Source organism: Pseudarthrobacter enclensis (genome assembly GCF_030811655.1).
Lineage (GTDB): Bacteria > Actinomycetota > Actinomycetes > Actinomycetales > Micrococcaceae > Arthrobacter > Arthrobacter enclensis_A.
In genome coordinates, this window is sequence record NZ_JAUSRE010000008.1 from 1 (window position 1) to 12,780 (window position 12,780).

At 68.0% G+C, this 12,780-nt stretch carries 11 protein-coding genes; 9 read left to right on the forward strand and 2 right to left on the reverse strand.

Annotated features, from left to right (window positions below; translation table 11 throughout):
• The first annotated feature begins 373 nt into the window (after positions 1-373).
• The 8 genes from J2X98_RS09090 to J2X98_RS09125 all read left to right on the forward strand — a co-directional run bounded on the left by J2X98_RS09090 (position 374) and on the right by J2X98_RS09125 (position 8,765).
• Positions 374-1,132: a LamB/YcsF family protein gene (locus J2X98_RS09090; RefSeq protein ID WP_141943236.1), complete on the forward strand. Its 759-nt coding sequence runs from the start codon at positions 374-376 to the stop codon at positions 1,130-1,132.
• Positions 1,133-1,134: 2 nt separating this feature from the next.
• A complete protein-coding gene (locus J2X98_RS09095; protein WP_307306885.1) occupies positions 1,135-2,796 on the forward strand; it encodes a 5-oxoprolinase subunit B/C family protein in 1,662 nt (553 codons plus the stop codon).
• Positions 2,789-4,555 (forward strand): acetyl/propionyl/methylcrotonyl-CoA carboxylase subunit alpha, encoded by a 1,767-nt coding sequence (locus tag J2X98_RS09100; RefSeq protein ID WP_141943231.1) that lies wholly within the window; start codon positions 2,789-2,791, stop codon positions 4,553-4,555. Before J2X98_RS09095 ends, J2X98_RS09100 begins: the two co-directional genes overlap by 8 nt.
• Before the next feature lie 83 nt (positions 4,556-4,638).
• Positions 4,639-5,355: a GntR family transcriptional regulator gene (locus tag J2X98_RS09105; RefSeq protein WP_307306888.1), complete on the forward strand. Its 717-nt coding sequence runs from the start codon at positions 4,639-4,641 to the stop codon at positions 5,353-5,355.
• A 172-nt stretch (positions 5,356-5,527) separates the two neighbouring features.
• Entirely contained in the window at positions 5,528-6,241 is a 714-nt protein-coding gene (locus J2X98_RS09110; protein ID WP_141943228.1) for a DUF969 domain-containing protein, read from the forward strand.
• Positions 6,238-7,209, forward strand: coding sequence for a DUF979 domain-containing protein (locus tag J2X98_RS09115; RefSeq protein WP_307306891.1), 972 nt, complete (start codon positions 6,238-6,240; stop codon positions 7,207-7,209). Before J2X98_RS09110 ends, J2X98_RS09115 begins: the two co-directional genes overlap by 4 nt.
• A gap of 22 nt (positions 7,210-7,231) precedes the next feature.
• Positions 7,232-8,329 carry a DUF2891 family protein gene (locus J2X98_RS09120; RefSeq protein WP_307306895.1) on the forward strand — a complete coding sequence of 366 codons (1,098 nt, stop codon included), beginning with the start codon at positions 7,232-7,234 and terminating at the stop codon, positions 8,327-8,329.
• Between the two features lie 172 nt (positions 8,330-8,501).
• The gene (locus J2X98_RS09125; RefSeq protein WP_141943222.1) at positions 8,502-8,765 is read left to right on the forward strand and encodes a hypothetical protein; all 264 of its coding nucleotides are present in this window, start codon (positions 8,502-8,504) and stop codon (positions 8,763-8,765) included.
• Here the strand turns inward: J2X98_RS09125 and J2X98_RS09130 are convergent.
• Positions 8,762-8,950, reverse strand: coding sequence for a PLDc N-terminal domain-containing protein (locus J2X98_RS09130; protein WP_307306901.1), 189 nt, complete (start codon positions 8,948-8,950; stop codon positions 8,762-8,764). The two genes, J2X98_RS09125 and J2X98_RS09130, sit on opposite strands and share 4 nt — an antisense overlap.
• 154 nt (positions 8,951-9,104) lie before the next feature.
• Here J2X98_RS09130 and J2X98_RS09135 point away from each other — a divergent pair, with 154 nt between their 5' ends.
• Positions 9,105-9,914 carry a slipin family protein gene (locus J2X98_RS09135; protein ID WP_141943218.1) on the forward strand — a complete coding sequence of 270 codons (810 nt, stop codon included), beginning with the start codon at positions 9,105-9,107 and terminating at the stop codon, positions 9,912-9,914.
• Positions 9,915-9,944: 30 nt separating this feature from the next.
• Here J2X98_RS09135 and J2X98_RS09140 read toward each other — a convergent pair whose 3' ends face one another.
• On the reverse strand, positions 9,945-12,773 hold the full coding sequence (locus J2X98_RS09140) for an FAD-binding and (Fe-S)-binding domain-containing protein (protein ID WP_307306905.1): 2,829 nt from the start codon (positions 12,771-12,773) through the stop codon (positions 9,945-9,947).
• Between the last annotated feature and the right edge of the window lie 7 nt (positions 12,774-12,780).

A 12,780-nucleotide genomic window follows, 5' to 3' on the forward strand; every position in this document is an offset into this window, starting at 1 on the left:
GGAGAGTAGGTCACCGCCGGACACACATTAGGTCGAGGCCCCAACCACACCGGTTGGGGCCTCCCACATTTAACAACCAACCAGCAGACGCGCCACCACCTACGGCCCTGATCCGAGGGACGCGCCATCACTTACCGCCCTGATCCAAGGGACGCCCCACCACCTACCGCCCTGATCCAAACGGCGCCCCACCACCTACCGCCCTGATCCACGGGATGCCCCACCACTTGGGGAGAGGCGGCGGGAGATGATGGGGCGTCCGACGGGAAGCGGCAGAATGTGATGGGGCGTTGTAAAAGGGCTGCCAGATTGTTGAACAATCTGAATTTTTAGGGCATTCTTGGATGAACAGCAATTCGAGACGGAGATCACAATGCCCACCATCGACCTGAACAGTGACGTCGGCGAGTCCTTTGGGAACTGGTCCTTCGGTGATGACGCCGCCATTTTCGAGAGTGTTTCCAGTGCCAACGTAGCCTGCGGCTTCCACGCCGGGGATCCCGTGGGCATCATGGCCACGTGCCAGGCGGCTGTGAAGGCCGGCGTTACCGTCGGCGCCCACCCCGGCTACCGGGACCTGGCAGGCTTCGGCCGCCGGTTTGTGGACATGACGCCCGCGGAACTGACAGCTGACGTCGTCTACCAGATCGGCGCCGTCCAGGCCGTGGCCCTCGCGGCGGGAACCGCCGTCCGCTACGTCAAGCCCCACGGCGCCCTCTACAACACCATCGTGAACCACCCCAAGCAGGCCGGCGCCGTCGTGGCCGCCATCCTCGCCGTGGACCCCACCCTGCCCCTCATGGTCCTTCCCAACTCCGAGATCCAGCGGCAGGCGGATGCCGCGGGGCTCCGCACCGTGGCTGAAGCCTTCGCCGATCGCGCCTACAACCCGGACGGGACGCTGGTCTCCCGCCGCGAACCCGGCGCCGTGCTGCACGAGGTGCGTGACGTCGTCGAACACGTCCTGCGCCTGGCGGGGGACGGCGTGGTCCGCGCCATCGACGGATCGCTGGTGTCCGTCAAAGCGGAAAGCATCTGCCTGCACGGTGACACCCCCGGCGCAGTAGCGATGGCCGCCGCCGTCCGCGCCGCCCTGGTGGACGCCGGCATCCAGATCCAAAGCTTCGCCTAACCATGACCACCACGCAGCAGCAGTCGGCCAACCACGGCCCCCACACGGAACTGACAGGCATCCGTCCTGCAGGAGACCGTGCCATCCTGGTGGAGCTTCCGTCCCTGGACGCCGTCCTCAGCCTCCAGGCCCAGCTCACCGCCCACCCGCAGCCGGGCCAGGTTGATGTCATCGCAGCCGCCACCACCGTCCTCATTACTGCCGATTCAGCCGACTCGGTCCGTGCCCTGACGGCTTATGTGAGCACCCTGGACCTGGAGGCTCCCGCGGACACCGAGAGCGCGCTGGTCACCATCGAGGTGGTGTACGACGGCGAGGACCTGGACGAGGTGGCAGAACTCACCGGCCTGGGCCGGGAGGGAGTGGTGGCCGCCCATACGGGCCAGTTGTGGACCGCGGCCTTTGCCGGCTTCGCCCCGGGCTTCGCCTACCTCACGGGTGAAAACCCCAGCCTGGAGGTCCCGCGGCGGCGTTCACCCCGGACAGCCGTCCCCGCCGGAGCCGTGGCCCTGGGGGGCGCCTACTCGGCGGTCTACCCGCGGCAGTCGCCCGGTGGTTGGCAGCTGATCGGCCGCACCGGCGCGGTCATGTGGGACCTCAGCCGGGAGAACCCCGCGCTGGTCCGCCCCGGGGATACCGTCCGTTTCACTGCCGTCCGCGAACAGGCCACCGTACTGCCCAAGGCCTCCCCCGGCCACAGCACAGGGACGGGCCAGGCCGCCGAGGGCCTTGCCGTCCGCAAACCCGGACTGCAAGCCACCGTGCAGGACCTGGGCCGCCCCGGCTTCGCGTCGCTCGGCGTCAGCAGCGCCGGCGCCATGGACCGCGGGGCACTGCGCCGCGCCAACCGCCTGGTGGGCAATGCTGAAGGAGCCGCAGCCGTCGAACTCCTCTTCGGCGGCCTGGAGCTCGAGGCCCTCTCCGACCAGGTCCTCGCGGTCACCGGAGCGGACGTTCCGCTGGAGATCACGCCTCCGGCGCAGGAAACAGGAAGGGGTACGACGGCGGTGCGGCACCCTGGGTGCGGTGCCCCCTTCGCGCTGCTGGCAGGGGAGAAGCTGACGGTGGGCAACGCCACGGCCGGGCTTCGTTCCTACATCGGGGTCCGCGGCGGGATCGGCGGGTCCGAGGCGCTTGGCAGCCGGTCCACGGACACCATGTCAGGGGTTGGCCCGGAACCGCTCAAGCAAGGCACCATCCTCCCCGTGCTCACCCCGAAGCCGGGAAGCTCCGTGGGCCATCCCGAGGCATCACCCCTCCCGGACCATCCGGGGGCCACCGTGCTGCGCGTGGTCCCCGGACCCCGGCAGGACTGGTTCAGCACCGAAACACTGCAGGACTTCCTGGCCCGGGAATGGACCGTCACACCGCAGTCCAACCGGATCGGATTGCGCCTCAAGGGCCACGCCCTCACCCGCAACCGGGACGGCGAACTGGCCAGCGAAGGAACCGTTCGCGGTGCCGTGCAGGTGCCGCCGGAAGGCCAGCCCGTACTCTTCCTCTCTGACCACCCGGTGACCGGCGGGTATCCGGTGATTGCCGTCGTCGTCCACGCCGACCTGGACAAAGCCGCCCAGCTTCCCCCGGGCGCCTCCGTGCGGTTCGCCGCCGCGGAAACCGCCGCAGCACTGCCAGAAACACTTAAGGAAACCTCCCATGCGTAAAGTCCTCATTGCCAACCGCGGCGAGATTGCCGTCCGCATCGCCCGGGCCTGCGACGATGCAGGCCTGGAAAGCGTTGCCGTCTATGCCGACCCCGACGCCGACGCCCTGCACGTTTCCGCCGCCACCGAGGCCTACTCGCTGGCTGGCTCCAGGCCCCAGGAAACCTACCTGGACATCGACAAGATCCTCGCTGTCGCAGCCAAAAGCGGCGCCGACGCCGTCCACCCCGGCTACGGCTTCCTGTCCGAGAACGCCGGCTTCGCGCAGGCTGTCCTCGACGCCGGCCTGACGTGGATCGGACCCTCCCCGGAAACCATCCGGCTCCTCGGCGACAAGGTCAGCGCCCGCGAGGTGGCCGTCCGTGCCGGGGCTCCGCTGGCCCCGGGCAGCGACGGGCCCGTGGCCAGCGCCGCAGAGGTCCGCGCCTTCGCCGAGCAGGTGGGCCTGCCCGTGGCCATCAAGGCTGCCTTCGGCGGTGGCGGCCGCGGCCTGAAGGTAGTCCGGAACCTCGCCGACATCGAGGAAAGCTTCGACTCCGCCGTCCGCGAATCCCTGGCCGCCTTTGGCCGCAGCGAGTGCTACGTGGAGAAGTTCCTGGACCGGCCCCGGCACGTGGAGGCCCAGGTCATCGCGGACACGCACGGCAACGTGGTGGTGGTGGGCACCCGTGACTGCTCGCTGCAGCGCCGCCACCAGAAACTCGTTGAGGAGGCGCCCGCCCCGTTCCTCAGCCCCGAACAACGCGCGGAAATCCATGCTTCGGCCAAGGCCATCTGCCGTGAAGCCGGATACGTGGGCGCCGGCACCGTGGAGTACCTGCTGGACGGCAGCGGTTTCCTGAGCTTCCTGGAGGTCAACACGCGCCTGCAGGTGGAGCACCCCATCACCGAGGAGACGTCCGGCGTGGACCTGGTGGCCGCCCAGCTGGCCATCGCGGCGGGGGAGAAGCTGCCCATCCTGGAGGACCCGGAACCGCGCGGGCACGCCTTCGAGTTCCGCATCAACGCCGAGGATCCGGGCCGCGGCTTCCTGCCGTCCCCGGGCACTGTGGAGTCCTTCGAGGTGCCCACCGGGCCCGGGATCCGCCTTGACACCGGCGTGCGCGCGGGATCCGTGGTTCCCGGACAGTTCGACTCCCTCCTGGCCAAGCTCGTGGTCACCGGCGCCGACCGGCAGCAGGCCCTGCGCCGTGCCCGCCGCGCCCTGCGCGATTTGCGCATCGGCGGGTTGGCCACCGTTTTGCCGTTCCACCGCGCCGTGGTGGAGGCTCCGGACTTCATTGGCGCGGACGGTCTGGACATCTACACCACCTGGATCGAAAACGAGTTCACCACGGCCCTCGACGCCGACCCCGCGTTCAGCCCCGCCGCGCCGGAGGAACCCCGCCGGACCATCGGGATCGAGGTGGACGGCAAGCGGATGGAGCTGGGACTTCCCAAGGCGCTGCTGGATTCGCTGCTCGACGGCGGCGGCCGGCGCAGTGCAGGCGGCAGGGATGGTGGGGACGGAGCTGACAATCACGCGGAGACCCAGGCGGAGAAGAACGACGGCGACCTGCTGGCCAGCATGGCCGGCACCGTGGTGAAGTGGCTGGCGCAGCCCGGGGCAACGGTCGAGGAGGGCGAAACGGTGCTGGTGCTCGAAGCCATGAAGATGGAGACAGCCGTCGCCGCCCACCGTACGGGGACCCTGGGCGAGCAGTTCGCTGCTGCAGGGGACCCGGTCGCGCCAGGCCAGGTGCTCGCCAATATCGAGTGAGGCCGGGGGCGGATGACAGGGAGTCGGGCCCCGGGCAGGGGCAGTAAACCTTTGGTGCAGTTCCGGGCCGATATCGTGGTGCCATGACGTTTGACGAGGTACTGGCCGATCTGCAGGCCCAGGCCAGGACCACAAAGCACGCCGAAACCGGTCTCTGGGTGGCTGCCCAACTGCGCAGCCGCATCGCGGCCGGCCAGCTCAAGCCCGGCTCCAAGCTCGCGGAGGAAGCCCTGCGCGAGGCCCTTGGCGTGTCCCGCAATACCCTGCGGGAGGCCTTCACCGCTCTCCACGCCGAGCACATCGTCACCCGCATCCCCAACCGGGGCGTGTTCGTGGCGCACCCCACGGCGGACGACATCCGCGAGATCTATCGCGTCCGCCGGTTCCTGGAACCCGCAGCGGTGCTGTGGTCCGGCCAGGCCTCCATGGAGGCGCTGGCGGGCATCATCAAGGCCGCCCGGGCCGCGGCCGCGGCGGGCGACATCCCGGGGATGGCCAGCGCCAACCAGGATTTCCACCGTGCCATCGTGGACCGCGCCGGCAGCGAGCGGCTCAACAGCCTCATGGACCAGGTCCTGGCGGAGATGCGCCTGGTGTTCCACTCCATGGCCGCCAACCCGGCCTTCCACGAGCCCTACGTGGAGGACAACGCCAAGATCGTGGAACTCCTGGAGGAAGGGCAGCTGGCCGCGGCAGCGGACTTCCTGGCCGCCTACCTGGACCGCGCGGAAGCCCAGCTGCTGGACGCCGTCGGCCGCCAGGGCAAACCTCCGGGAAAAAGGGGGTTGCAGGATTGTTGAACAAAAAGCTATGCTTTAGATCACACCGTTGTTCTGCAGCTCACTTAATCCTGCAGCGCCAACGTGACGGGGCTCCCGCCCCTCGGCGCAGCCCCACCCCGTAAAACGAGGCATCCACGCGCCGGCCCCCACTTTCGCAGACCCTCCACGGGTCCCCTGGGAAGGGATAATCATGCTTGTACTCATCGGGGTGCTGCTGGTGATCGTTGGCTTCGCCATCCGCCTGAACCCCCTGATCGTCGTCACCGTCGCCGGCATCGTCACCGCACTGCTCGGCGGCATGAACCCCGCGCAGATCCTGGATGCATTCGGCACCGGCTTCGCCAGCAGCCGCTCGGTCACCATCTTCGTTGCCGTGCTCCCGGTGGTGGGCATCATTGAGTTCTTCGGTCTGCAGGAGCAGGCCAAGATCCTCATCGGCCGGCTCGCCAAGCTCACCGCAGGCCGCGTCCTGATCGGTTACCTGGCCGTCCGCCAGATCACCGCCGCCGTGGGCCTGAACAGCATCGGCGGCCACGCCCAGACGGTCCGCCCGCTGGTGTTCCCCATGGCCGAGGGCGCAGCGCTGCGCCGTTACGGCCACGTGCCGGAGAAGATCAGCGAGAAGATCAAGGGCCACTCGGCCGCTGCGGACAACGTAGGCGTGTTCTTCGGCGAAGACGTGTTCGTGGCCGTCGGCTCCATCCTGCTGATCACCACGTTCGTGGACACCACCTACCACCTGCACCTGGAACCGCTCCAGCTGGCCCTCTGGGCCATCCCCACGGCCATCGCGGCGTTCCTCATCCACGGCTTCCGGCTCCTGCGCCTGGACAAGCAGCTGGACAAGGAATACCGCGAATACGAGCTCACCGCCCAGAAGGAAGCTGCAGGAGAAGCCAAATGATCAACGTTGAAGCCGTCTACTGGCTGATCGGCATTTTGTTCGTCGCCTGGGCGTCACTGATTGCCGCCGACACCAACCACCCCCGCCGCTGGGGCAGCTCCGCCTTCTGGGGCCTGCTGGGCCTGTGTTTCTTCTACAGCAGCTGGGTCCAGGCGGGCACCGCGCCGGGCTGGATCCTGGGCGTGGCTGTCCTCATCCTTGTGGTGCTGGCCTCCACCGGCCTGCTGGGCCACGGGAAGCACCGGTCCTCCACCGGGCCCGAGCGGGAGTCCTACGCCAAGCGGTTCGGAAACAAGCTCTTCATCCCGGCCCTGACCCTGCCGCTGGTCACCGTGATCCTGGTGCTCGCCGCCCCCGTGCTGAACATCGGTGGCACCCCGCTGCTCGATCCCAAGAACACCACGCTGGTAGCCCTGGCCATTGGCGCCGTGGCCGCCGTCGTCGTCGCCCTCCTGATCCTCAAGCCCAAGAACCCGGCGACGCCCATTTTCGAAAGCCGCCGCATCCTCGAGTCCATCGGCTGGGCCGCGCTGCTGCCGCAGATGCTCACCACCCTGGGCATCCTCTTCACCAAGGCCGGCGTGGGCACCGCAGTGGGCAACCTGGCCTCCGGGCTGCTGCCCAAGGGCTCGCTGATCGCGGGTGTGCTGGTCTACTGCATCGGCATGTTCCTCTTCACGGTGCTGATGGGCAACGGCTTCGCCGCCTTCCCCATCATGACCGCGGCCATCGGCTGGCCCGTGCTGGTGCAGACCTTCCACGGCGATCCCGCCATCGTGTTTGCCATCGGCATGCTGGCCGGTTTCTGCGGCACGCTCTGCACCCCCATGGCCGCCAACTTCAACCTGGTGCCGTCCGCGCTGCTGGAAATGAAGAACAAGTACGGCGTCATCACGGCGCAGGTGGGCACGGCCATCCCGCTGCTGGCGGTCAACATCGCACTGATGTACTTCCTGGCCTTCCACTAACCCTTCCCTGCAAAGGAGCAGCATGGACAACGACCTCCGCGCACAGGCGGCCCGGGACTACGCAGCCGTGGTGCTGGGCAACCTTTCCGAGCCCTTCCCGCACTCGGCACACCACACCCAGGTGTCCGCCGACGACAGGCCCACCCCGGAACAGATCCACCCCGCCTTCTACACCTCCTTCGACTGGCACTCCTGCGTGCACATGCACTGGCTGGGGGCCAGCCTGCTGGGTGGCACACCCGGGTCGCCCCTTGGCGGGGCTGCTGGGAAAGGGGCGTCCGACGGCGGCACGGCAGCCTGGGTGGACGCCCCCACCGAGGCGGCGCTCCGGGAAGCGGTGGGCGCCAACCTCACACCGGCCAAGCTGGCGGTGGAGCGGGACTACCTGCTGGCCAACCCGTCCTGGGAGCGGCCCTACGGCTGGGCCTGGCTGATGCGGCTGGCCGCCACGTGTGCCGCCTCCTCCGATGCACAGCTCCGTGAATGGGGCACTGCGCTGGATCCGCTGGTGGACGCCGTGGCGGAGCTCAGCGTGGCGTGGATGGCCAAGGCCCAGTACCCGGTGCGGCACGGGCTGCACACCAACGCCGCGTTCGGCGTCGGCTACATGCTGGATGCCTTCCGGTCACTGGGACGGGCTGATGCTGCCGCGGCGTGCGAGGAAGCAGCCCGCACCTGGTTCGGGAACGACCGCGCCTGGCCGGGTGACTGGGAGCTCAGCGGCCAGGACTTCCTTTCCGCCGGGCTGAGCGAGGCGGACCTGATGCGCCGCGTGCTGTCCGCCGACGAGTTCGCCGACTGGTTCGCCGGGTTCCTGCCGGAGCTTTCCGTGGAGTCGCGGATCCTGCAGCCGGTGAGTGTGACGGATGAGACCGACGGCTACCTGGTGCACCTTCACGGCCTGAACCTGACCCGCGCGGGACAGGTGGCACGGATCATCGCCGCGCTTCGCCAGTCCGCCAAGCCCGAGGCGTCCGCCGCCGCCGCAGTGCTCGGCGAGGCACTGGATCCGCTGCTCAAGGCCGGGCTCCGCGGGCTGGAAAGCGGCGACTTCATGTCAACGCACTGGCTGGCCAGCTTTGCGTGGGACGCGCTGGGATCCGTGACGGCGCTGGACTGACCTTCCAGCAGTGCGCGGCATGAACCAGTCACACTCGGTTTGAACGGACGCGGCGGTGCCCATCTGGGCACCGCCGCGTTAGTCTTTTCCCACCACGCCCGGTGCGTGACCTGGGAGCAGCGGGCAGGGTCGTAATGAGCTGACCGTCCGCCCGCGAGCCCCGAGGAAGCCCATGCGCCAGCACGCCAGCACCTGCCCGTCAGACCCTGCAACGGCAGGGCAAACCGCCACGCTCAAGCCCAGGAGGAAACGGACCAGGCATCCACGGCTCGCCGTGGGGGACAGGGTCCGCTTTGCCGAGGGAACCGTGTCCGGAACGGGGGTGGTGGATGCCGTGACGTCCGACTACTCCGTCATTTGGGTGTGGACGGACGAAGGCCAGGGCCGGCGCATGTTCCTGCAGGGCTACGGAAGCATCGTCACCGCGATGGCTTAGCCTGGACGGCGGAGATCGGGCCGCCGGGGACGGCCGGCGACCAGCCACGCCACTGCGCCCACGACGCTTCCGAGGACGAGGAGCACCAGCCAGGCGTCCCTGCCGAAAGTCCGCATGTCCCGTTCGTCAGTCTGGCTGAAGTCGACCAGGCTGTAACCCCAGAGAGCCAGGCACGGAATCAGCACCAGCCAGGGGAGCCACCATGAGGCAACGGTCGCGTTCGTAGGATCAGTATGCGCCGGTCCTTTATCACTTTTTGGTGAAACAATGGACCTAGGACAAATGCCACGGCGCCGGCCCGGCGACGGCACGTCCGGCCACTCATAGGAGGGGATCCTGATGGACCCCACCACCATCATTGTCATCGTCCTCGTCATCCTGCTGCTCATCGTCGCGAAGATGTCCATCCGGATCGTGCGCCAATATGAGAAGGGCGTGCTGTTCCGGCTTGGCAGGGTCGTCGGTGTCAGGGACCCGGGCCTGACGCTGATCATCCCCGTGATCGATCGGCTCCCGCTGGTTAGCCTGAGGATCGTCACCATGCCCATCCAGTCCCAAGGCATCATCACGCAGGACAACGTCAGCGTGGACGTCTCGGCGGTGGCCTACTACCGCGTGGTGGACGCCGTGAAGTCCGTCATCGCCATCGAAAACGTGGCAGCGGCCATCGACCAGATCGCGCAGACCACCTTGCGCAAGGTCGTCGGACGCCACACGCTGGACCAGACCTTGTCCGAGACCGAACGCATCAACGTGGACATCCGCGAAATCCTCGACGTACTCACCGTCGAATGGGGCGTGGAGGTCACCCTGGTGGAGCTGAAGGACATCCAACTTCCCGAAAGCATGAAGCGTGCCATGGCACGCCAGGCAGAAGCCGAACGGGAAAAGAGAGCGAAGATCATCGCAGCCGAGGGCGAAGCCATCGCGGCCACTGCCCTGGGTGACGCCTCCGACACCATGATGGCCCACCCGCTTGCGCTGCAGCTTCGAAACCTGCAGTCCCTGGTTGAAATCGGCGTCGACAAGAACACTACGGTCGTCTTCCCCGCGCCGCTCATGAGCACCATCGGCGAACTCTCCGCATTCCTGGCCCGTGAAAACCAGGCGGCATCCGCCGGCGGCAAGTCGCCCATCAAGGCGGCCTGAGCCGCGCAGGGAACACACCCAGGCAGGGCCTCAGGGCCTCGTGGCCTCCTCAAGGATTTCCAGCAGGTGCCGGTAGGAGCGGCCGGTCGCCTTGGACATGCCCAGCTCGCAGGTGCGGTTGGTGGAAGCGTAGGCGTCGAACTCCCGCCCGTTGATCTCGCGGGCCTGCCGGTCCGTCGCGGAGTCCGTCAGTTCAGGATGCAGCAGGCCGCGGTCTCCGGCGAAGGCGCAGCAACCCCAGTTCAGGGGCACGAACACATCGTCCGTGACGGCGCCGGCGATTTCCAGCAGTGCCGGGTTGGTTCCCAGCTGGGTGGATGAACACGTGGGGTGGAGGGCGATGGAACCCAACGGCGCAGTAACCGTGAGGCGGCCCAGGATGTGCTGGTGCACGAACTCCACCGAGTCAACAAAACGCAGCCCGGCGTAGCGTTCTCCATCCGCCGCCGCAAGGCGTTTCATGGTGTCCAGGCCTTCGGTGCAGGAAGCGGCATCGCAGACGACGGGCAGTTCGCCGCGGCCGCTGGCCTCGTACAGCCGGTCCAGGACCTTGGCGGTCATGGCCTCGTACCCCTGGGAGAAGCCTTTCGACTTCCACGGGGTCCCGCAGCACAGGCTCTCGATGCCTTCCGGAACGGTGATCCGCACTCCGGCGCGTTCGCAGAGGTCCAGGAACGCCTGGGCCGAACCCTTCCCCTGGCCGGCGGGTCCGTCCGCCGGGCCGAACATGGTGCCGATGCAGGCGGGGAAGAACACTGCGGTGCTGCCTGCTTCCGGGCGTGCGCGCCGCTTGGACCCGCCGCCGGGAAGCACTGTGGTGTACGCGGGCACTGCCTCCGGTCCCAGCAGGGAACGGCCGACGGCGGTCGCGGCCTTGGGCAGCGGAGCCGGCATTGCCTTGGCCACCGTCAGGGCCAGCCCGCCGGCGGCGGTCACGGCGCCCCAGTTTTCGGCGGCTTTATTCCAGCCGGCAGCGGCGACGGTGTTCGCGTTCTCCTTACGCAGCCTCCGTACCAGGTCTCCGGTGTTGATCAGCACCGGGCAGGCGGTGACGCACATGCCGTCGGCGGCACAGGTCTGCACGCCGTCGTAGTCGTAGTCCTTGCGCAGGCCGGCGGCGAGGGCATGGTCACCGCGCTGCTCCGCGGCAGCGATGTCGCGCCGAAGCACGATGCGTTGGCGGGGTGTCAGCGTGATGTCCTTGCTGGGACAGACCGGTTCGCAGTAGCCGCACTCGACGCAGCGGTCCACCTCCTCCTCGACGGTGGGGGCCACTTTCAGGTTTTCGATATAGGAGAGCGGCCCATCGGCGAGCAGCACGCCCGGATTCAGAAGGTTGGGCGGGTCGATCAGCCGCTTGATCTCCTGCATGACGGCATAGAGTTCGTCGCCGTACTGGCGGCGGACGAAAGGCGCCATGATGCGGCCCGTGCCGTGCTCGGCCTTGAGTGAGCCGCCCGCGCCGAGGACCAGGTCCACCATTTCGTCAGTAAAGGCCTGGTAGCGCAGGAGCTGGGCCGGGTCGTCGAAACGCTCATTGAGCATAAAGTGGACGTTCCCGTCCTTGGCATGGCCGAAGATCACGGATTCCTCGTAGCGGTGCTCGCGGAAGAGCCGCGTCAGCTCGCCACAGGTGCCCGCCAGGGCGGGGACAGGGACCACGATGTCTTCCAGCAGTGCGTTGGTTCCCGAGGGGCGGGCACCGGCCACGGCTGTGTAGAGGCCTTTGCGGACGTGCCAGAGGGCAGCCCGGTCTTTCGGGTCGGATGTCAGTGCGAAGGGCGTGGCCAGGTCCAGCGAGTCGAACAGTGGCTGTGAGGCTGCCCACTTGCCGGACAGCTCTGCGGCGTCGGAGCCCTGGTGTTCCACCAGTAGTGCTGTGTGTCCCTGCACCGGCAGCGTGCGGATCGCAGCCGGGGCGTCGGCGGCACGCTGGGCAACCTTCAATGCGGCCGGGTCCATGAGTTCGATGGTCGCAAGGCCCGTGGAAACGAGGTCCGGCAGGGCCATCGTGGCCGCGTCGAGGCTGTTGAATACCAGCAGCCCGGTGGCGACGGCCGGTTTCACCTCGATGGTCCGGAAGACAGCCTCGGCCACGAAGCCGAGCGTGCCTTCGCTGCCGATCATGAGGTGCATGAGGATGTCCACGGCACGTTCGTAGTCCAGGAAGGAGTTCACGCCGTAGCCCATGGTGTTCTTCATCGAGAACAGTGAACGGATGATGCGGACGGATTCGTCGTTGCCCACCACCCGACGGCGCAGCCTCAGCAGCCCCTCATGAAGTTCCGGCTCCAGCGCGTGCAGCCGCCGGTCGGCGTCGGCATCGGCGGTGTCAATGACGGTACCCGAGGGCAGCACCAGCACCATCGATTCCAGCGTCCGGTAGGTGTTGAACTCGGTGCCGCACGCCATTCCGGAGGAGTTGTTGGCGATGACACCGCCCACGGTGCAGGCGATCTCGCTGGCGGGATCCGGGCCGAGCTTGCGGCCGAAGGCGGCGAGCCGGGCGTTGACGCTGCGTACCGTGGCGCCGGGCTGGACGCGTACCCGTGCGCCGCCGTCGAGCACCTCGATGCCGCGGAAATGCTGGCGGGTGTTGATCAGCAGGCTGTCACTGAGCGCCTGGCCGGAGAGGCTGGTTCCGCCGGACCTGAAGGTGGCGGGAATCCCGAGCTCCCGGCTGCGGCGCAACAGGGCTCCGACGTCGGCGGCATTGCGTGGGGTGGCTACTCCCTGCGGGACCAGGAGGTAGTGCGAAGCGTCGTGGGCCAGGGCATGGCGGTCCAGGTCCCGCGTGCTCACGGTGTCCAGGTCCAGTTGATCGATGGGTGTTCCGGCTCCTGCCGTGGGGGTTCGCATTCGAGGC

Bases quoted from the DNA above. Each gene is read 5' to 3' on its own strand.
- J2X98_RS09090 (WP_141943236.1), top strand. From the start codon at position 374: ATGCCCACCATCGACCTGAACAGTGACGTCGGCGAGTCCTTTGGGAAC.
- J2X98_RS09105 (WP_307306888.1), top strand. From the start codon at position 4,639: ATGACGTTTGACGAGGTACTGGCCGATCTGCAGGCCCAGGCCAGGACC.
- J2X98_RS09125 (WP_141943222.1), top strand. From the start codon at position 8,502: ATGCGCCAGCACGCCAGCACCTGCCCGTCAGACCCTGCAACGGCAGGG.
- J2X98_RS09140 (WP_307306905.1), bottom strand. From the start codon at position 12,773: ATGCGAACCCCCACGGCAGGAGCCGGAACACCCATCGATCAACTGGAC.
- J2X98_RS09115 (WP_307306891.1), top strand. From the start codon at position 6,238: ATGATCAACGTTGAAGCCGTCTACTGGCTGATCGGCATTTTGTTCGTC.
- J2X98_RS09110 (WP_141943228.1), top strand. From the start codon at position 5,528: ATGCTTGTACTCATCGGGGTGCTGCTGGTGATCGTTGGCTTCGCCATC.
- J2X98_RS09120 (WP_307306895.1), top strand. From the start codon at position 7,232: ATGGACAACGACCTCCGCGCACAGGCGGCCCGGGACTACGCAGCCGTG.
- J2X98_RS09135 (WP_141943218.1), top strand. From the start codon at position 9,105: ATGGACCCCACCACCATCATTGTCATCGTCCTCGTCATCCTGCTGCTC.
- J2X98_RS09100 (WP_141943231.1), top strand. From the start codon at position 2,789: ATGCGTAAAGTCCTCATTGCCAACCGCGGCGAGATTGCCGTCCGCATC.
- J2X98_RS09095 (WP_307306885.1), top strand. From the start codon at position 1,135: ATGACCACCACGCAGCAGCAGTCGGCCAACCACGGCCCCCACACGGAA.